At 39.5% G+C, this 20001-nt stretch carries 17 protein-coding genes and 1 other annotated feature; of the genes, 1 reads left to right on the top strand and 16 read right to left on the bottom strand.

Annotated features, from left to right (window positions below; all coding sequences use genetic code 11):
* Positions 1-400: 400 nt before the first annotated feature.
* The 11 genes from minD to ACOZ9X_RS04360 form a co-directional block, all read right to left on the bottom strand.
* Entirely contained in the window at positions 401-1195 is a 795-nt protein-coding gene (gene minD / locus ACOZ9X_RS04410) for a septum site-determining protein MinD (RefSeq protein ID WP_066396533.1), read from the bottom strand.
* 15 nt (positions 1196-1210) lie between these two features.
* A complete protein-coding gene (gene minC, locus ACOZ9X_RS04405) occupies positions 1211-1888 on the bottom strand; it encodes a septum site-determining protein MinC (RefSeq protein ID WP_423417169.1) in 678 nt (225 codons plus the stop codon).
* A gap of 63 nt (positions 1889-1951) precedes the next feature.
* A complete protein-coding gene (gene mreD / locus ACOZ9X_RS04400; protein ID WP_144698800.1) occupies positions 1952-2473 on the bottom strand; it encodes a rod shape-determining protein MreD in 522 nt (173 codons plus the stop codon).
* Positions 2470-3342 (bottom strand): rod shape-determining protein MreC, encoded by an 873-nt coding sequence (mreC, locus tag ACOZ9X_RS04395; RefSeq protein WP_066396538.1) that lies wholly within the window; start codon positions 3340-3342, stop codon positions 2470-2472. The genes mreD and mreC overlap by 4 nt, the downstream gene beginning before the upstream one ends.
* Before the next feature lie 14 nt (positions 3343-3356).
* The gene (locus ACOZ9X_RS04390) at positions 3357-4394 is read right to left on the bottom strand and encodes a rod shape-determining protein (protein WP_137788747.1); all 1038 of its coding nucleotides are present in this window, start codon (positions 4392-4394) and stop codon (positions 3357-3359) included.
* A 72-nt stretch (positions 4395-4466) separates the two neighbouring features.
* Positions 4467-5138 carry a RadC family protein gene (gene radC / locus ACOZ9X_RS04385; protein WP_144703339.1) on the bottom strand — a complete coding sequence of 224 codons (672 nt, stop codon included), beginning with the start codon at positions 5136-5138 and terminating at the stop codon, positions 4467-4469.
* 32 nt (positions 5139-5170) lie between these two features.
* The gene (locus ACOZ9X_RS04380) at positions 5171-5761 is read right to left on the bottom strand and encodes a Maf family protein (protein ID WP_423417168.1); all 591 of its coding nucleotides are present in this window, start codon (positions 5759-5761) and stop codon (positions 5171-5173) included.
* Between the two features lie 622 nt (positions 5762-6383).
* Positions 6384-7379: a hypothetical protein gene (locus ACOZ9X_RS04375; RefSeq protein ID WP_423417167.1), complete on the bottom strand. Its 996-nt coding sequence runs from the start codon at positions 7377-7379 to the stop codon at positions 6384-6386.
* 109 nt (positions 7380-7488) lie between these two features.
* The gene (locus tag ACOZ9X_RS04370; protein WP_423417166.1) at positions 7489-9210 is read right to left on the bottom strand and encodes a diguanylate cyclase; all 1722 of its coding nucleotides are present in this window, start codon (positions 9208-9210) and stop codon (positions 7489-7491) included.
* Between the two features lie 109 nt (positions 9211-9319).
* Complete coding sequence (locus tag ACOZ9X_RS04365) at positions 9320-10618, bottom strand: bifunctional folylpolyglutamate synthase/dihydrofolate synthase (protein ID WP_423417165.1); 1299 nt, start codon at positions 10616-10618, stop codon at positions 9320-9322.
* Between the two features lie 77 nt (positions 10619-10695).
* The gene (locus ACOZ9X_RS04360; protein WP_423417164.1) at positions 10696-13344 is read right to left on the bottom strand and encodes a valine--tRNA ligase; all 2649 of its coding nucleotides are present in this window, start codon (positions 13342-13344) and stop codon (positions 10696-10698) included.
* A gap of 46 nt (positions 13345-13390) precedes the next feature.
* Positions 13391-13613: a binding site (T-box leader), on the bottom strand.
* 168 nt (positions 13614-13781) lie between these two features.
* Here ACOZ9X_RS04360 and ACOZ9X_RS04355 point away from each other — a divergent pair.
* The gene (locus tag ACOZ9X_RS04355) at positions 13782-13976 is read left to right on the top strand and encodes a hypothetical protein (RefSeq protein WP_197222642.1); all 195 of its coding nucleotides are present in this window, start codon (positions 13782-13784) and stop codon (positions 13974-13976) included.
* A 28-nt stretch (positions 13977-14004) separates the two neighbouring features.
* On the opposite strand, the gene ysxE is transcribed toward ACOZ9X_RS04355, so the two are convergent.
* The 5 genes from ysxE to hemB all read right to left on the bottom strand — a co-directional run bounded on the left by ysxE (position 14005) and on the right by hemB (position 20000).
* Positions 14005-15078: a spore coat protein YsxE gene (gene ysxE, locus ACOZ9X_RS04350; RefSeq protein WP_423417163.1), complete on the bottom strand. Its 1074-nt coding sequence runs from the start codon at positions 15076-15078 to the stop codon at positions 14005-14007.
* Positions 15075-15992, bottom strand: coding sequence for a hypothetical protein (locus ACOZ9X_RS04345; RefSeq protein WP_423417162.1), 918 nt, complete (start codon positions 15990-15992; stop codon positions 15075-15077). Before ACOZ9X_RS04345 ends, ysxE begins: the two co-directional genes overlap by 4 nt.
* Before the next feature lie 14 nt (positions 15993-16006).
* A complete protein-coding gene (locus ACOZ9X_RS04340; protein WP_423417161.1) occupies positions 16007-17578 on the bottom strand; it encodes a LysM peptidoglycan-binding domain-containing protein in 1572 nt (523 codons plus the stop codon).
* A gap of 147 nt (positions 17579-17725) precedes the next feature.
* Entirely contained in the window at positions 17726-19012 is a 1287-nt protein-coding gene (hemL, locus tag ACOZ9X_RS04335) for a glutamate-1-semialdehyde 2,1-aminomutase (protein ID WP_423417160.1), read from the bottom strand.
* A 16-nt stretch (positions 19013-19028) separates the two neighbouring features.
* On the bottom strand, positions 19029-20000 hold the full coding sequence (hemB, locus tag ACOZ9X_RS04330; protein WP_423417159.1) for a porphobilinogen synthase: 972 nt from the start codon (positions 19998-20000) through the stop codon (positions 19029-19031).
* Position 20001 lies beyond the last annotated feature (1 nt).

Here is a 20001-nt window from a genome sequence, read left to right as displayed (position 1 = left end):
AATGGAGTGTAACACCACTTTCCTAGCTTCTCATAGGGGCATGCGAAGGCTCTCTCTAGTATGTTTGTTTGAAAACAAGACAGCACAGATGCTTTCTACACCTAAATGCGAGATGGCTCAAGGTTTAAAAACAAGCATCCTGAAAAGTAAATAACAGCAGTTAGAAACAACAAAGCGTGTGTTAAAAAGTTTTCAAAAACATCTTTGACAAGGTGATTGGAGTGTAAGGTGCGAGACTCCTGCGGGACGAGCGGTCAGGTGAGACCCTTAATGGCGCAAAGCGGCAAGGGGCTCACCGGTCGCCCCGCGGAAAGCGAGCATCCTGGAACGGAAATCAACCACTTTCAAATCTACATAGAAATAAGCCAATAAAAAAAAAGCATCAGCGAGAAGCCGATGCTTATTTCATACCTAATAATGTCTTGATCTTTCCAAAGAAACCTTTATCTTCTTCTAAAGATAGAAGCGGAACAGACTCACCTAATATTCTTCTTGCGATATTTCGGTACGCGATTGAAGCCTTCGAGTCAGGCTGTAACGCAACGGGTTCACCTTTGTTCGCAGCTTTGATCACGTTCTCATCGTCGATCACGACTCCAAGGAGTTCGATGGAAAGTACCGAAACGATCTCATCCACATCTAACATATCACCGTTCTTAGCAAGATGATTACGCAGACGATTCACAATAAGTTTAGGCGGTTCCATATCCTCTTGTTCTAAAAGCCCGATAATGCGGTCAGCATCACGCATAGAAGCAGTTTCAGGGTTCGTTACAACAATTGATTTATCTGCACCTGCAATGGCATTCTTGAAACCTTGTTCGATACCTGCAGGACAGTCAATAATCACATAATCATAATCTTGTTTTAATTCCTGAACGATCTTTTTCACTTGTTCAGGGGTAATGGAAGATTTATCTTTTGTTTGAGCTGCTGGGAGCAGGTACAAACACTCAAAGCGCTTATCTTTTATTAATGCTTGTTTAAGTTTGCAGCGTTCTTCTGCAACATCAACAAGATCATAGATGATGCGATTCTCAAGTCCCATCAATACATCCAAGTTTCTCAACCCGATATCTGTATCTACAAGGCAAACTTTTTTTCCAGAAAGAGCTAGAGCAGTCCCTAAATTGGCAGAAGTCGTCGTTTTACCGACTCCACCTTTCCCAGACGTTATGACTATCGCTTCTCCCATGCTTCATTCCCCTTTCTATAGCAAACTGTTCAGTTTAGGTCTTAGTCGATGAACAGCACTGATCCGATCAATACGAATCTGTTTTTCTTCATTGGATATGTAAGCAAACTCCATCTCATTTCCTAGTTCGGGATAAGAGTCTGGCGCTCTATTAATATGGTGAGCAATCCTGAGTTGAGAAGGTTTCATTACGGATGCTGCAATGATCGCTTCTTCGTTGCCTTTTGTGCCGCAGTGAGCGATTCCTTTTAGCGAACCAAGAATATAAATGTTTCCTGTTGCCATAACTGTTGCACCAGGATTAACATCGCCGATCAGAAGCAAGTCTCCTTGAATATCAAGCACCTGACCTGATCTGACGACTCTTGAAACGGTTACTACTTGAGCATCTTTTCTCATCTCTTCTGCTTCAGCTTTTGTAATAACCTCTGACTCAATGTGATCTAGAATAAGATTTTCTTTTTGTTTAAGGACTTCTATTAATTTCTCTTCTTGTTCAGCTGTCAAATAACGATTCCCTGCTTTTACTCTAACGGATATGACAGGGCCGTTTAACATTTGGCTGCTTCCGGCGTTTAATTTATCATTAAGCTCCTCGACTAATAGATCGAAGGAACACTTATCATCCAACAATAAAACGAGGCCGTCTTTTGTTCCTTTAATTGTAACGTTGTGCTGGAGTTTTTGTACCATTGCCATTGTTCACCTCAACGTACTAACATTCGACAGCTAGGTCTAAATTCCTCTTTGCAGAAGTTAGTTTTCTTTTAGAGTATCCTTTATTTGGTTCAACTGCTTTACAAACGGATAATAAATGAGTATCGCAAAGAAACCGTTTAAGATGAGGGTAGGCAACAATCTTTTATACAAGAATACATCTAACATCTGAGTACTGATTCCTATAAGACTGTTCAAACCGTATACAAAAAACTCTAAAATGGAAACCCCTACTACGGACAGAAGCAACGTCACGATCAAGTTCCCAAATAAATATCTTGAAAAAATTGATGTAATGTATGCTGTAGCAGCCATTGAAAACAAATACACACCAATGATGTCTGTATACAAAAGGTCAGTGAGCAGACCGAAAGCAAGACCATACAAAAGTCCGTATGTCGTGTTTACATATATGGCAACAAACAAGATCAATACCATTGAAAAACGAGGAACCAGCTGCCAATCCATACTATTATCCTGAGGCAAGAAAGCTTGTACTAAAGAACTTTCACTTATAAAAGCTAAATAGATAAGAAAAGGAAGAAAGACTTTTTTCATCATTCTTCCTCCTTTTCTCTTAAACTTTCATCCACTGCAGGCATTTCACGTTCAAGCACCATCACATGATCAATATCATAAAGATCTGCTGAAGGCTTTAAATATGCCGTTTGCGTCAAGCCCACTTCATCTGGTTCAATATCAATTACTTCTCCGATGAGCAGGTTGGGCGGAAAGACATCTCCAAGACCAGAAGTAATAACCTTTTGGCCTTTCTTGATCTTTGCATCTACAGGAATCTTTTTAAACACTAGCGCCTGTTTTTTTGCATCATAACCTTCGATCGTTCCAAAGATGTTCTTCTCACCTTGAACGATGGCAGAGAAACGATTCGTACGGTCATTATCACTGATCAACTGAACCGTTGATTGGAACAAGGACACATTAGTAACTTTTCCAATAAATCCTTGCGGTGAAATGACTGCCATCTTTGGTTTAATACCATCTTTTTCCCCTTTATTAATGTAGATGAATTGGTTCCATTGGTCAGGGGAACGGCCGATCACAGTCGCTTCTCTCACTTTAAAATCGGTGAGATCTTCTTCTTTGTCTAATTGTGCTTTTAGTGTTTCGTTTGTTTTTTTAGCTTCCTCATACTGTACATAAAGTTTTGCGTACTCATCTAACCTAGCTTTTAACATTTGATTCTCTTTGTAGAGCTGCTTCATTTCAGCTAAATTCTCAAAGAAACCCGCTAGTGTATTAGCGGGTTTATAGAAAATCGTTTGTGTTAGTCCTGCAGAATCTTTTAAAAACTGTTCAGGTAAGGTTAGGCTTTCCCTTTTTTTCATCGAAAAACCAATCAGAGCTACTAGAATAATAATACTGACTAGTAGAATGATAAGGCGTTTATTCGAAAAAAAATGTGGCATGAAAATACACCTACTTACTTGGATTTAGATCTAGAAGTTATACCAGCCTTGGATTTAAAAAGGTGCAGGTTTTCAAGCGCACGGCCAGTCCCAACTGCTACACAATCCAACGCGTTCTCAGCCACGATAACAGGCATCTTCGTCTCTTCACTGATTACTTTATCCAAGTTTCTTAATAAAGCACCTCCACCAGTTAGAACAATACCACGATCCATAATGTCAGCAGCAAGTTCAGGTGGTGTTTTCTCAAGAGTTACTTTAACAGCATCCATGATGCTATTAACAGTATCACGCAACGCACTGGAAACTTCTTCCGCCGTAATCGTAATCGTTTTTGGAAGACCTGTCAACAAATCTCTACCTCGGATGTCCATATCCTCGATACCATCAGGCGCACCAGCTGAACCGACTTCTAGTTTAAGTGTTTCAGCTGTTCTTTCACCGATCATAAGATTGTAAGTCTTTTTAATGTAAGCAATGATTGCGTCATCCATTTCATCTCCAGCAATGCGGATAGACTGGCTTGTAACAATTCCACCTAGTGAAATAATTGCAACTTCAGTCGTACCTCCACCGATATCAACGACCATGCTTCCTGTTGGCTCCCATACAGGAAGATCTGCACCAATCGCAGCAGCAAAAGGTTCTTCAATCGTATAAGCTTCACGAGCTCCTGCTTGTTTAGTCGCATCTTCTACCGCACGTTTTTCAACTGCAGTAATTCCTGATGGTACGCAGACCATCACATAAGGTTTACGTGCGAAAACAGAGCGGTTTTTTTGGGCTTGCTGAATAAAATATTTCATCATTGTAGCTGTTGTTTCAAAATCAGCAATAACTCCATCTTTCATTGGTCGTACGGCAACGATATTACCAGGAGTACGTCCAATCATATTCTTTGCAGCATTACCTACTGCTTCAATTGAACCTGTGTCAGTACGCAAAGCAACAACGGAAGGTTCACGCACAACAACACCCTTGCCCTTCACGTAAACAAGTGTGTTTGCAGTTCCTAAATCAATTCCTAAATCTCTTGAAAATCCACCAAACATTTATGTAGACTCCTTTCATCAAGCAAAACTCATAAGTTTGATTATACGCTAAAAAAGAAACAAAAGACAATGTTAAACATATCCTTTTTCTTTTAAACTTACGTATCTTTGATCACCGATTATGATGTGATCTAACACTTCAATTCCCAACATCTTTCCGCACTCTACTAATCTTTTTGTTACTTCAATATCTTCCCTGCTTGGAGCAGGATCACCGCTCGGATGATTATGAAAGCATATGATTGAAGCACTAGAGCGTTTAAAGCCTTCTTTAAATACTTCTCGCGGATGTACAATAGAGGTATTCAGACTTCCTATAAATACTGTTTTTTTATAAAGCACTTGATTTTTAGTGTTTAAATACAAACAAACGAAGTGTTCTTGCTGTAAAAAACGCAGTTCATCCATCAGATATCGAGCTCCATCTTCAGGTGAACGTATCGTGTACCTTTCTTCAAACTGAAGACGGCTGATACGTTTTCCAAGCTCGATAGCAGCCATCAGTTCCACTGCTTTTGCAGATCCTATACCGTTGATCTCTTTCAATTCACCAATTGTTGCTTCTTTTAGCTGCCTTAATCCTTCAAATTGCTGAATGATATGATGGGCAAGCTGGATAGCCGACATTTGCTTCGTACCCGTTCTTAAAAGAATAGCTAACAATTCATAGTTGGAGAGCGCTTCAGGACCATCATTTAAAAGTCTTTCTCGCGGCCTCTCCTGTAATGGGTAATCTTTTATCATAAGCGGCTTCGTAACCACTTACGTCCCCCCTATTATTCAGTCGTCGTGACTGACTCGGTGAATGAAAATCCGAAATCTTTTAGTGATCGAACCACCTTAGAGATCGGTAATCCTACAACATTGAAGTAATCACCATCGATTTTCTCAACTAATAGCGATCCAGACCCTTGGATTCCATAACTGCCAGCTTTATCAAATGGTTCACCGGTGTTTAAATACCAATCAATCGTATTTTCATCTAAAGTGTAGAAAGTAACACTTGTCTTAACAGAGAAAATCACTTTTTTTGTTTGATCTATTAAACAGACTCCCGTGTAAACTTCATGTGTTTGACCTGAGAGCATCCTTAACATTTCGGCAGCTTCAATCCGATCCTTCGGTTTGCCAAGACGATTATTCTGATAAGATACAATTGTATCTGCACCTAAGACCACACAATCTGGTTTTTGAGTAAAAATGTCAGCAGCTTTTTGTTCAGCCAGTGATTCAACCAATCGACTTGGAGTAAGGGAAAGATCCATTTTTTCTTCAAGTGTACTTGGATACGTTTCAAATGGAAGAAGCGTTAATGACAGAAGTTCATATCTTCGAGGTGAAGCAGAGGCTAATATGAGGCGTTTCATGTAATCACCTTTCATCTAATTCATTGGTGTATAATTACGTACAGATTTACAATAGCAAACTTGTTAAAATTAGACAAATTACGCCGAAAAACATACTTCTATTAGTTTTTCGGTTCTTTACCGGATTTTATGTGGGCAAATGATTAAATTCATTGACGAATTCCGACAAAATTCTTAAAAACCTATTAATCAAGACATTATGTTTTAGCCGATTATACTCAATCTTGTCCGACACTTAAAAAGGTATGACTCAATCGAGCCATACCCTAAGTTCCTTTAGTTTTTTCATTTCTAAAAGACCGTTGCTTTCAAATCCTTGTCTCCTTTGAAAGGTAATTGGAGTGGAAGGTGCGAGACTCCTGTGGGACAGGCGGGCAGTCCGAAAAGTGGAAGTGGCTCGTCCAGCCCCGACAAGCAAAAGGTGAATGGACAAGGAAGGCGCTTTTTGCCTTCATGGTCTATTTAACTTTTGACCTCGAGGGTCTAGCCACTGCAACTAGACAGGTGAGACACTTAAGAGTGAAACGTACGAATGTGGCTCACCGTCTGCCCCACGGAAAGCGAGCTCCTGGAACGGAAATTAACTACTTCCACAAACAACAAAGTTTACGAAAACAGCCTTTTACTCTAATGTTGCAAGCAGCTTCGTGTATGACTGCAGGCTATCCATTACTTTTTGCTGAAAAGCCCAGTTCAGCTCTCCCTTTTTTGAATCCTTTAACGCTAGAAAAGCACCTTCAAGCTGCTTTTCAAAATCTGATGCTGCTTTCGTTGTACGTTCACTCCACTTGCCTTTTTGCCCTTTTCCATACTCTTTCCACTTGTTAAAATCGCTCAGTGTGCGATCAAGACCAGATCCACTTGCTTCTGGCATCTGTGAAAGGGTGAGTGTATTTTGAAGTAGAATCTGACCATTCGTAAAATAGGTTTCATCTAACTTTGTTGGTGTTTTCAATTGATCAAAAGAAAACGAGAGCGATTTAAAAAGCGGCTTATCCATTTCTTTTTGGTAAGCATCATTAAATTTATCTAATTGATGCTTCTCATTACCAATGCCAACAATTACAGAATACTTCTCTTCCGATTTAAAAATAACTGCTGAAAACCCTTTTTCTTCTATTGATTTCACAACTCCTTCAGCTCGATCCTTTGATGAGAAAACACCCGCTTGCAGTGCCGAGAAATCTAATCTTATCGGCCTTATCGTTACAGATTTGCCAGTATCAGCTGCTTTTTCTGTTTGAACTGTTGAAGTTTCTGTCACTTTATCTCCAGCTTCCGTAATATCTGAAGAGAATACCGTTAAGACTAATATCCCTAAAATGGTTCCCGTAACGATAGCCCCCATTATTGCTGCAACAATTTGCATAGGGAAGCCTTTCCCATTATTCGGAACAAGGAAGCTTGTCCTCTTGTTTAACACCAGTTCGTTCTTTCTTTTGAAAAAGTTTTCACGTTTCTTGAGAGAAGTTGCCAGAATCGTATATCCTCCTCTGTTCACTTCCTCGATGGCAGCAGCAACCTCATCATTATGAACGGGTTGCTCGTTAACAGGTGTTTGATCTTCACTATAGTTCGTTTCTTTACCATTGATTAAGATGGATATCTCTTGTTTCATATCATCCGCTCCTCTCTATCATCTACTAAAACATATGCTTTTTTCTTTTTAATAGAACAAGAAAAAGGTAGGAACATAAAAAAATCTAGGGGTAATACTCCCTAGATTCTTAACCGATATAAGCGGCAACTTTATTTCTTCCTTGTTGTTTTGCGCCTGTATACATGGCGCGATCTGCGTTTCGTACTAATGTGAGTGCATCTTCTCCTTGATGAGGAGCGGTTGCAACACCGATGCTAGCTGTTATGTAGATGGTATGTCTACATTGATCGGTGAGGTCATTATGTATATCAAATCCTTGATCTGAAATAACAGAACGGAGTTGTTCAGCTACTTGGATACCTGCTCTGTCTCCTGATTCAGGCAGCAAGATAATAAATTCTTCTCCACCATACCTTGCGACCGTTCCTCGATCACCAATAAATTCTTCTAGCCTTCTAGCCAAGAGGATCAATACTTCATTTCCGCTTTGGTGACCATATGTATCATTTACTTTTTTGAAGTGATCGATATCCAATAAGATAATTGAGAACTGCTTTCTGAAATATTCATAGTTCTGGTACATTTCGGTTAGAATGCTCTCGAAATATCGGTAATTATATAAACCCGTTAAAGGACATTGTTCACTTTTTAACTTTGTGGATTCGTAGTTTCTTGCATTATCGATCGCTACTGCTAAATAGTTTGCTAAGATCTCAAGGATGATCAAGTGATGCTTTTGAAAAGCGTGCTTTTCTTTTGAAGCAAAAGTGATAATACCTACGATCTTTTGATTTCTGATCATCGGAACGGAGAGTACAGAATGTGCTTTTCCTTGAAAGAAAACGTCTGATATCTGTCTCCATGGCTTCAATTTGCTATAACGGATACTCTTACCTGTCGACCAAACTCTTCCACTGATCGCTTCGTGTTTTTTTATAGGTACTGTGGTGAGAATCCCTTCTTCACTTTCATATTGACGAATGATTTTCAGATGTTCACCTGCATCAGCATCATATATGAAAGCAAAATCAACATTCATAAAACCAATTAGTCTTTCTATAAAAACATCTAGTATATGGTTTACCTTTAAATGTTCAGAAAGCTGCTGCCCGATCTCACTCGCTTTTTGAAGAGCATCGTTAATCTGTTGACTAACATGATAGAGGTTAATAATGATAGATAATGATAGAAAAGGTAGACCGACATAGAAGATTCCTGGGCGCCCCAGTTGAGAGTATAGAACATATAGCATGAGACCTACAGGAATAGCTAGAACTTCAGATACAAAGTCCCAAACTGCATCACGTTCAAAAAAAGCAACATCTTCTTCGTATAGTACTTTTACGATGAAGTAAAGACCAACGTGATTTAAGACTAACCCCGTTAATACATAGGCCACTACAGGAATCAGATTAATAGATTCGTCTCCTGCAAACGGTCCCACTTCACCTCCTAAGAGATGAAAGACAGTGCTTTCGCAGATGATTAACCACGAAAACATGAGGGTGTTCGCCATATATCTGTAATATTCTTTTATGACATGAACCTTTAGTGAAATAAACATGGCTAAAACAGACAACAATGTCATATATAAAGCAACAGTCAGCCCATAGTATAGAAACACAGCTAGATTAATACCTGACATGAAGGAGATGTTCGTATTCATTACTTTGATCGGGAAACAAGATACAACGATCGCTAAAAAACTTATGATACCAAGATCGACTACATTGATATTAGGCTGATTACTCGTCATCTGAACAGCCGTCCAAATTGCGAGTGGAAATAGGAAAATCCATGCCACTGTAAGAAGCATTCGTTTGTTGTGATTTGCCATTCGAGAAGCCATTACCTTGTCCCCCCTTTCATATAATGAACGTTTAAAATACACATCTTTTTTACTAGGACAAATTCATTATCTTTTATTTTATCAAAAGTTCTAAAAATTACAATAAATGTTATTCCAAATTTTGAAATGTTTTTCTAATTTCTGAAATAAAGTATAGCGATCCTGTAATAATGAGAACATCATCTTTCTGTAATTGGTCTTTTACATGCTGTAATGCCTCACTCCAAGAAGGGATGCTATATGAATTTTCCAGCGGGCTTTCTCTCAATAATTGTTCTGCAGATGCTGCTCTTGGAAAATCAAAGGTCGTAAAACATGCTTCGTAAACGACACTGACTAAGTCCTGCAACATCGTTGCATACGCCTTATCCTCTAAAGCCGCAAACAAAAGAAAGATTCGCTTTTCTCCATAATGATTGTTCAGCGTTTGTTTAAGCGCTGCAACACCTTGTTCATTATGAGCTCCGTCAATTATTATATCGGGTGAATGTGATACTTTTTCAAATCTTCCAGCCCAATTTGCCCTACGTAGTCCATCCGTTATCCTAGAGAGCGAAACTTCGAACCTATGAGATCTTGTTAGATACTTAACAGCTGCAACCGCTAATCCTGCATTCTTGATCTGGTGCGTTCCCTTCATAGAAATGTCAAATTCCATACTTTTTTTACTTTCTGTATCTGTATAGATAAATCTTTCACCACTATTTGTACTCTCAATAAGTTCAATAGAAAAATCACGAGCAAGGAAGTAGTTCTCTGCATTCATTTCTTTCGCTTTCAGTTGGATGACTTCACGTGCTTCAGATTGATCGGCTGTTGTAATAACGGGTACATCCTGCTTGATGATCCCGGCCTTTTGAAAGGCTATCTCTTTAAGCGTCTCACCGAGTATGCCCATATGATCAAACCCTATATTTGTGATGAGGCATAGAATAGGTGTTATCACGTTAGTAGAATCGTATAGACCTCCAAGACCCGTTTCGTATACAACGATATCAGGTTGTTTATCAGCGAAGTAAAGCAGAGAAATGACGGTAATCACTTCAAACTCAGTAGGACTGCCTAGATCCGTTAAAGTAACTTCTTCAACGAGCGGTTTTACAATTCTTGCATAATGAAGCAGCTCTTCATCTGAAATAGGTATTCTGTTCAGCGAAACTCTCTCATTGAAGGAAATGAGATAAGGAGATGTAAATGTACCTACCGAATAACCCGCTTCATTCATGATGCTTCTAATATATTCTACAGTCGATCCCTTACCGTTCGTCCCAGCAATATGTATACTTCTTATCTTTTTTTCAGGATTTCCAGTTCGTTCTAAAAGCCATTCAACTCGTTTCAGTCCTGGTTTTATACCAAATTTTAACAAACTATGAATCCACTCTAATGCTTCTCGATATGTATCCACGTTAATTCCGCCTTTCCTTAACCATAAAGAAGGCGAATCCCTGCTGAAATAAGGATTCGCCTCATATAGATGATGTGTTAGCTTTGAAGTTCTTTAATACGTGCCAATACGTTATCATATTTTTCTTGATAATCCGCTTCTTTTGCACGCTCTTCTTCTATAACCTTTTCAGGCGCCTTCTTCATAAAACCTTCATTGCTTAATTTTTTCTGTACGCGTTCTACTTCTTTCGCGTATTTTTCTGCTTCTTTTTCAAGTCTCTTAATTTCTTCATCAATATTTAACAACCCTTCAAGTGGAAGGTACATTTCTAAACCAGTTAAAATTGTGCTCATGCTCTTCTCAGGTGCTGAGATTTCATCTGAGATGATGAGTTCACCGGGGTTACAGAAGCGAACTAAATAGTGACGATTTGATTCAAGAGCTGTAAGAATTTCTTTATTTTTTGGTTTGATCTGCAGTTCGATCGGCTTACTAGGTGCAACGTTCATTTCAGAACGAATGTTACGAACTGAACGGATCACTTCAGTAATAAGCGCAAACTCTTTTGCTGCTTCAGGGAAATGAAGGTCTTCCCGCTTTTCTGGCCATTCAGCAATCGTGATTGATTCGCCTTTATGAGGCAAGTGCTGCCAGATTTCTTCTGTAATAAAAGGCATGAAAGGATGAAGCAATCTAAGCGTTTGATCTAACACGTGAGCTAGAACAGAACGAGTTGTTTTCTTCGCTTCCTCGTCTTCTCCATAGAGTGGAAGTTTAGCCATTTCAATATACCAATCACATAGGTCATCCCAGATAAAGTTATAGAGCAGACGTCCCACTTCACCGAATTCGTAAGCATCGATCAAACGTGTGATACCTTCTGTCGTCTCATTTAATCGAGTCAGAATCCATTGATCTGCTAACGATTTTTTTCCGCTCAGATCAATCTCATCGTATTGCATGCCATCCATGTTCATCAATGCGAAACGAGACGCGTTCCAGATCTTATTAGCAAAGTTCCAAGTAGACTCTACTTTTTCCCAATAAAAACGAAGGTCGTTTCCTGGTGAACTTCCTGTAGATAAGAAGAAACGCAATGCATCCGCGCCATACTTCTCGATAACATCCATCGGATCAACACCATTGCCTAGTGATTTACTCATCTTTCTTCCTTCGGAGTCACGAACGAGACCGTGAATCAGTACATCGTTAAACGGCTTTTGTTCCGTAAACTCGATCGATTGGAAGACCATTCTTGAAACCCAGAACGTAATGATGTCGTAACCTGTTACTAGTACGTTTCCTGGGAAGTAGCGCTTGTAATCAGCTGCTTCCTCGTCAGGCCACCCCATCGTTGAGAACGGCCACAGAGCAGATGAGAACCACGTGTCTAGAACATCTGTATCCTGCTCCCAATTCTCCGGATCTTTCGGTTCTGTCTTACCAACATAGATCTCTCCCGTTTCTTTGTGGAACCATGCAGGGATTCTGTGACCCCACCAAAGTTGGCGAGAGATACACCAGTCACGAATGTTTTCTATCCAACGCATATACGTGTTCTCAAAGCGATCAGGAACAAAGTTAATCTTATCTTCACCTTTTTGAAGCTTGATCGCTTCATCTGCTAACGGCTGCATCTTTACAAACCACTGTGTAGAAAGATATGGTTCAACGACTGCTCCACTACGCTCAGAGTGACCAACAGAATGAATATGCTCTTCGATCTTGAATAATACACCTTGCTCTTGAAGATCTTTAACGATCTGCTTTCGACACTCAAATCGGTCTAGTCCTTGGTAAGCACCAGCATTGTCGTTCATCTGACCGCCTTCATCCATTACAAGGATACGCTCAAGGTTGTGTCTGTTTCCGATTTCAAAATCATTCGGATCATGCGCAGGTGTAATTTTTACAGCGCCTGAACCAAATTCCATATCAACATAATCATCTCCAACAATTTCGATCTCACGTCCAACGATTGGCAGGATCGCTTTTTTGCCGATTAAATGTTGATAACGCTCATCTTTCGGATGTACGGCGATCGCTGTATCACCGAGCATCGTCTCAGGACGAGTTGTAGCTACTTCAATATGTCCAGATCCATCAGCTAATGGATATTTCATATGATAGAACGCACCTTGAACATCTTGGTGGATAACTTCAATATCAGAAAGAGCAGTTTTGGTCTTCGGATCCCAGTTGATGATATACTCACCACGGTAGATCAAACCTTTTTCATAAAGTGTAACGAAAACTTCTTTAACAGCTTCAGACAATCCTTCATCTAATGTAAAGCGTTCACGTGAATAATCTAGACCGAGTCCTAGTTTCGCCCATTGCTTACGAATGAACTCTGCATACTCGTCCTTCCATTCCCAAGATTTCTCTAGAAATTTTTCGCGACCTAAGTCATATCGAGAAATCCCTTCTTCACGAAGCTTTCCTTCAACTTTCGCTTGTGTCGCAATACCCGCATGGTCCATTCCAGGCAGCCAAAGAACATCATATCCTTGCATACGTTTTGTTCGAGTTAAGATATCTTGAAGTGTTGTATCCCATGCATGGCCGAGGTGCAGTTTCCCTGTTACGTTAGGAGGTGGAATCACAATCGTATACGGCTGTTTCCCTTCCTCACTCTTCGCTTCAAAAAATTTGCCTTTTAACCAAAAATCATAACGATTTTCTTCTGTAGCCTTCGGATCATATTTCGTTGGCATCGTCAGTTCTTTCTGTTCGTTTGTCATTCTATTCTCCTCCTTTATTTCTAAAAAACAAAAAAGCCCTTTCGTCAAAAAGGACGAAAGGACTCCGCGGTACCACCTTTATTTACGGCAAGTCTAAATAAACTTGCTGTACACTCATGAATAACGGATGGACCGTCTTCTCCTACTTCGAGTTTCAGAGAAGATGCTCAAGGGCGACTTCCAACTAACTATCCTTAAGGATTCTTTCAGCAGATGAATCCTCTCTCTAAAAGGTGTTATGTTGTACTATTCCCTGTCTACGCGACAATATAGAATCTGAATATATTTTATACAACTTATCTGTTTTTAGTCAATAGTATTGCCGTAACTTGTAAAAGTTATTCTATGTTTTTAACCCTTCTTTTGTGACAGCCTGTCTTTCACATTAATCATATTGCTGCATAAAGTATAAAAAATGGGCGAATGGAGGGCTTGTCTTGTCTAGAAAATATTTTCGAAAAACACGTTTTCCAGGGTGGTTTATAACACTTAAACAAACAATCGGACAATTGACTGCGCCACTTATTGTCTTTCAGCTTTTAAGGACGATACTATTTCCATCTGCTGTTGATTTTATCATTCTTTTAACCTTAGTGATCCTCCATGTGTGTTTCGCTTATGATGTTCTTTAATATAACAAAAAAAGATCACATATAGTCGTTATATGTGATCTCCGTCATCATTTATGTGAATTTTTGTTGGAATAGAATCTGCCGGTTCCATTGGTGCAGGTGGTGGAGCCATCATAATCGCATCACAGAAATCCCGGATTTTCTTCATCGCTCTTATTCTGCTCTCAAGCCTATGCACCATTTCAATTTGAGAATAATCATTACGTTTCATGCAATAGAGATCCACTGCATTAAACACAGGTTCAGGATAAGATAAATAACTAATTAATAATCCTCTTTCTTCGTTTAGCAACGGTACATGTTTTTCATACAGATCTAATAACGATTTTCCTTCTTCAGGAGTCCATTCTTTTTGATGTGCCGCTCTTCGAAAATATACCGCTAAATCTCTGATCGGTGTATCCAGAACGGCTTTTTCAAAATTGAGTAGATGACCTTCCCCAGTGGGGTTAAAGATTAAGTGATTTCTTGAAACCTTCCCGTGACAAAGTACACTCCGGTAACGTTTTTCTCTTTGGCACGTTTCATACCACTCTTTTAATCTTCTTTTTGCTTCTTCTGTCATTCTCATAATTTGATGAAAGTGACTGAGATAGGTTAGTTCAAAGGGAGACATATATGTTTTCTGTTCTGCTTCTTCTGTAAATCTCTCCATCTCATATTGCCTATTTTCCCATCTGTTCATAAGATACTGATACGAATGTTCGACCACTTCATTCGAAAAGTCCTGCTCTTTTAGTGTTAACGCATGGATCTTTCCTAAATGATCGATAAGAACCTCGTCTTTTGCTCTCTCATTTCTTTCATCAGACGCAAACCATGGCATTAAATAATACGTCCTCGATCCTAACTGGACCGTATAATCACCAAACTTAGTTGGATAGAGAGGAACTACCTGATGAAAACCAATCTCAGAGAGACGCTGAATCACATGCGTAAACCAGCTTCTTTCGTCCTCTGTCATCTCTGCTTCTTTCAGTGCAAATGTACCCCTTTTCGTTATGACCTTCTTAACCTTCCCGTGCTGCTCTAACTTCTCGGGAAATAGATCATAATGAAAAAGGACGGGCCCGTAATTTAATGTATCTTTTTCCGTTGTCATAGGGCCACCTTCCTTCTTTTTTCATCAAACCATTCAGTTACCGTTATAACCAATGTTCGATTATTTTCCCAGCAAACTTCATATTTCTTCAAGCCGTCTATCATTCTTTCAAGTGAGCTGTTATCAAGTCGATCTAAACAGTCATACAGTTCCCAAGGTGTAACAACCTCAGCTAAAAGTAATAATCCTTGCTCACTTTCCAAAGAAAAATGCTTATTCACCTCCGTTAACAAAAGTTTTAATGAAGAAGGTGAAGTTTGTTCCAGCCACTCAACTAAAAACTTACGAAGTGGCAGATATCCCTTAATGGGTAAAGTTTCACTGCCTTGATAAAATAAGAAATGAAAAATTTTCCTTCCATTCTTTATACTTAGCTCTCCATCAAGAACAGGCAATGGATGTTTTCTCACATTATTTTTGATAGCATGAGAAAACTCCAATCGTTGTTTACTTTCTTTTATACTTGTAACCATACATTGAAAGTTCGCTTCTAAATACTTTTGAGCGCGCGTTATACACTGATTTAGATCAAAAACAGGCTGTCTGGTTTGTTTCACGAAAACACCTTGGTTATCCGAAGATATTGCCGTATTTAGCAACGTACCAATGAATTGGCCCCAACGTTCAATATCTTCGCATCCATACCATTCTTTTGTATGATCATGAACAGTAATCCACCTGTTTCCATATTTTATGGCAGCTTCACCGCTTTTAGTACGAATCATACGATCTGGCACGGCGCTAGAGCCTTTCGAGGACTCATCGCGCCATCTAATGTGCCAATTTAGATTATCTTTTTCACTCCAATAACGAATTCGTTTTTCTCCATAATCAGTCATGATCAGATACGGTCTTTCTTTCCACCGTATCCCATAAAGTTCATACTCTTTTTCTAAGGTGTTGATCAGTTCCATAATAGCACCTCAACTTAACGTGAACTGACTGGGATATATATGATCTGCCCCTCGGACACCTCACCTTGTTGCAGTTGATTCATGCGCATGAGTGTATTCAATGAGATATCATATCTCTCACAGATGTGTTCTAAAGAATCTCCTCGTTGAAGAATATACATTTTCATTTTAGAAAAACAGTCTTCTTTAGCAGAGAGCATCTTTGTTAAATAAAGAGCATTTTCATCTTTAGGTTCTTCTCGCTCTTTATTCATTTGCATCGGTTCTGCTTCAGCTTCATATTCTTCATAACTCGTATCATAGGATTCATAAGAGTTTTCTTGATCTTCTTTTGCTTCGTTGTAGTTCACATTCTCGTATTCTTGCTCAGCTTCATACGATTGCTCTCCATATTCGTATGAAGGACGTTGTGATGCATTTTGCTGATATTGATAATTTCCATACTGATTGGATTGCTGTTGATAAGCATCTTGTTGCTGATAAGTTTCCTGTTGTTGATATGTTTCTTGTTGCTGGTATTCCTCTTCTTGCTGATATCCACCTTGATTTTGGAATGAAGTTTGTTGCTGGTAAGCTTCGTGTTGCTGATATGGATTGTAAGTGTATGGTCTATTCGTATCTTGATAAGTTTGATCGTATTGAGGATTGTTTGATTGTAAATCCTCAGCATCTTGATAAGAAGCATCATAGCTCTCATAATCACCTTCTACATGATCATAAGCTTCTGTTTCATTATTTTCTTCCATCTCTTCTACTTCTCCATAAAATTCTGAATGCTCTTCATCTATATCAGCCGTTTCTAAAGATGAAGAATCATTATTTCTTGTATCGTTCATCGAGAAAGCAATAGCTTTTAAAGTATCGAATGTAGCTTCCATCGTTCGATCATCCTGTGCCTCAAAATGCGGCTTAAATTCAAACGGTGTTGACTTTTCAGCACGAACATCTGCTTCCTTCTCATCAAACCTAGCTGCAAATTCATTAAGATGTGAGGATTGTGAAGGTACACCCCCACTTTGACGTGCTTCAAACTGGAAAGGAGTGAAAATATCTTGTTTTTCTTCTTTCTGCAATGATTTTTCTTCTACGGCACTTGTTCGAACCACTTCTTTTGGAAGATCATATGCAGGACTTTCTTCACGCTGCTTCTCATCTTTAATTCCATAAATACAAATCGATGCAGAAAGTTCAAAGCAAGTTGAATTTGGAAGTTCATATTCAAACGATTCGACGTCCACTTTTACCTGATTTGAATCATCTACACGATAAGACGGAATGGTGATATCGACTGGAAAACGGTGCACAAGTTCTGTCATCCCATCTTCTGCCACATTCAGCTGAGTAAGAGAGCGGTAGGACATACTCTCAGAGAGCGTATTCTGATCTGTTACTCCCTCATTCTGGTCTTGTTTTTCTGACCGGTATCTGCCATTTAAAATAAGGGCTCCCTTGATATAAACCTGTCCGGCTTCCTCAGTGATATGAATCTCAGGATCTAGTGACATCGACAAAACTTCAGCTACTTCCTGTCCCTTCTTTAGCCAAACAGACTCCTCAATGGAGAAACGCAGCTTCGATTGACTCATGCCCTTCTCCTCCTTTCAGGTTGCATATAGTTATACAATATAGGTGTATGAGTGAACAGGACGAAATATGATTTTTATTAGATAAGAGGTTCTAAAAAAACAAAAATAGCGCCCGCTATAAGTAAGCGGACGCTACAATAAACATGACTATTTTAATTTTGAAAAAGCCTTTTTGAACGCTGCAATTGTTTTATTAATATCCTCCTCTGTATGAGCAGTAGATAAGAATAATCCTTCAAATTGTGAAGGAGGCAGCGAGATCCCTTCTTGAAGCATCGTTTTAAAGCAAGCGTTAAAGTGATCTAAATTAGATTGCTTAGCTGTTTCGTAATTGATAACATCTTGATTCGTGAAGAAGAAACCGATCATGCTTCCTGCACGGTTGATCGTATGTGCCACTCCGTAATGCTCCGCAGCTTCAGAGATTCCGTTAGCTAATTGATCTCCAAGTTTTTGAAAATATGTGTAACTCTCTTTTGTAAGTTGTGAAAGCGTAGCATAACCTGCAGCCATCGCTAGAGGGTTTCCTGATAACGTTCCTGCCTGATAGATCGGTCCGCTCGGCGCAATCTGTTCCATGATTTCTCGTTTCCCGCCATATGCGCCAACAGGCAGACCTCCACCTATTACTTTACCTAAACAAGTTAGGTCAGGTGTTACTCCAAAATGTCCTTGTGCACATTCATAATCTACTCGGAAACCTGTCATTACTTCGTCAAAAATCAATAGAGAACCATGTTGTTCAGTCATTTTTCGAATGCCTTCTAAGAACCCTTTTTGCGGAGGAACTACACCCATGTTGCCTGCAACAGGTTCAACAATCACACAAGCAATATCTTCACCGAATTGATCAAAAGCTACTTGTAAGCTCTCTAGATCATTGTATGGAACCGTAATCGTATTCTGTGCGATACCTTCTGGCACACCTGGAGAGTCAGGCAGACCAAGCGTCGCAACACCAGAGCCTGCTTTAATCAATAAGGAGTCCCCGTGTCCATGGTAACATCCTTCAAATTTAACGATTTTGCTTCGTCCTGTGTATCCTCGTGCTAAACGAAGAGCACTCATCGTAGCTTCTGTACCAGAGTTAACCATTCGCACGACTTCAATTGAAGGGACACGTTCGATCACAAGCTTTGCAAGTTTCGTTTCCATTTCATTAGGTGCACCAAAACTTGTTCCCAGTTCAGCAGTTCGCTTAAGTGCCTCCACTACTTGATCGTCAGCATGTCCAAGAATTAACGGTCCCCATGACAAAACATAATCGATATATTCATTACCATCAATATCATAGATCTTAGATCCTTTTCCGCGTTCCATAAATACAGGATCCATCTTTACAGATTTAAATGCACGAACAGGACTGTTAACTCCTCCAGGCATAACATCTTTCGCTTCTTGAAAAGCAGCAATCGATTTTTCAAAGCTTCTCATACCAACACCTCTTTTCTTATTTTTCATTCAGCCATCTTGCAGCATCCTTGGCAAAATACGTAATAATCAAGTCTGCTCCTGCTCGTTTCATAGAGATCAATTTCTCTAGTACAATACTTTTCTCGTCTACCCATCCGTTTATTGCAGCCGCTTTGATCATGGAGTACTCTCCACTCACGTTGTAAGCTACAAGTGGAAGAGGATATCTGTCTTTTAATTCTCTTAGAATATCTAGGTAAGAAAGAGCTGGCTTAACCATTAAGAAATCAGCGCCTTCAGCAACATCTGATTCTGCCTCTCGTAGGGCTTCAAGTCGGTTAGCCGGATCCATCTGGTACGTTTTTCTATCCCCGAACTGTGGTGTGCTATGCGCTGCATCACGGAAAGGACCATAGAAGGATGATGCATATTTTACTGCATAAGACATGATCGGAACATCATAGAAGCCAGCTTCGTCAAGTCCTTGTCTGATCGCTGCAACAAAACCATCCATCATGTTTGAAGGTGCGATGATATCTGCTCCAGCTTTTGCCTGAGATACAGCTGTCCTTGCGAGCAAAGTTAACGTTTCATCATTCAACACTTCACCATTTTCGATCACGCCACAGTGTCCATGGTCTGTAAATTGGCATAAACAAGTATCTGCAATGACAGTTAGTGATGGAGCAACTTCTTTAATTTGTGAGATAGCTTTTTGTACGATTCCATTATGATCATAAGCTGAACTTCCGCAATCGTCTTTTTCAGCGGGCACACCAAAAACGATAATAGACTGAATGCCAAGGCTTTCGATTTCTTTTACCTCTTCTTGAAGAAGATCCAATGATAGGTGATACACACCCGGCATAGAAGGGACTTCTTTTTTAATGTTCTCTCCTTCGACAAAGAACAATGGATAGATAAAATCTGAAACATGAAGATGCGTTTCACGCACTAGTGAACGCATGGATGCTGATTTTCTTAAACGACGATGACGCTGAAAATTCATA

The organism is Fictibacillus nanhaiensis, assembly GCF_049537595.1.
Lineage (GTDB): Bacteria > Bacillota > Bacilli > Bacillales > Fictibacillaceae > Fictibacillus > Fictibacillus nanhaiensis_F.
The sequence above is the reverse complement of the archived record's forward strand: the minus strand, read 5'-3'. Positions and strand labels throughout refer to the sequence as shown.

Coding starts and splice junctions, on each gene's coding strand:
- minD (WP_066396533.1), bottom strand. CDS start 1,195: ATGGGAGAAGCGATAGTCATAACGTCTGGGAAAGGTGGAGTCGGTAAA.
- minC (WP_423417169.1), bottom strand. CDS start 1,888: ATGGTACAAAAACTCCAGCACAACGTTACAATTAAAGGAACAAAAGAC.
- mreD (WP_144698800.1), bottom strand. CDS start 2,473: ATGATGAAAAAAGTCTTTCTTCCTTTTCTTATCTATTTAGCTTTTATA.
- mreC (WP_066396538.1), bottom strand. CDS start 3,342: ATGCCACATTTTTTTTCGAATAAACGCCTTATCATTCTACTAGTCAGT.
- ACOZ9X_RS04390 (WP_137788747.1), bottom strand. CDS start 4,394: ATGTTTGGTGGATTTTCAAGAGATTTAGGAATTGATTTAGGAACTGCA.
- radC (WP_144703339.1), bottom strand. CDS start 5,138: ATGATAAAAGATTACCCATTACAGGAGAGGCCGCGAGAAAGACTTTTA.
- ACOZ9X_RS04380 (WP_423417168.1), bottom strand. CDS start 5,761: ATGAAACGCCTCATATTAGCCTCTGCTTCACCTCGAAGATATGAACTT.
- ACOZ9X_RS04375 (WP_423417167.1), bottom strand. CDS start 7,379: ATGAAACAAGAGATATCCATCTTAATCAATGGTAAAGAAACGAACTAT.
- ACOZ9X_RS04370 (WP_423417166.1), bottom strand. CDS start 9,210: ATGGCTTCTCGAATGGCAAATCACAACAAACGAATGCTTCTTACAGTG.
- ACOZ9X_RS04360 (WP_423417164.1), bottom strand. CDS start 13,344: ATGACAAACGAACAGAAAGAACTGACGATGCCAACGAAATATGATCCG.
- ysxE (WP_423417163.1), bottom strand. CDS start 15,078: ATGACAACGGAAAAAGATACATTAAATTACGGGCCCGTCCTTTTTCAT.
- ACOZ9X_RS04345 (WP_423417162.1), bottom strand. CDS start 15,992: ATGGAACTGATCAACACCTTAGAAAAAGAGTATGAACTTTATGGGATA.
- ACOZ9X_RS04340 (WP_423417161.1), bottom strand. CDS start 17,578: ATGAGTCAATCGAAGCTGCGTTTCTCCATTGAGGAGTCTGTTTGGCTA.
- hemL (WP_423417160.1), bottom strand. CDS start 19,012: ATGAGAAGCTTTGAAAAATCGATTGCTGCTTTTCAAGAAGCGAAAGAT.
- hemB (WP_423417159.1), bottom strand. CDS start 20,000: ATGAATTTTCAGCGTCATCGTCGTTTAAGAAAATCAGCATCCATGCGT.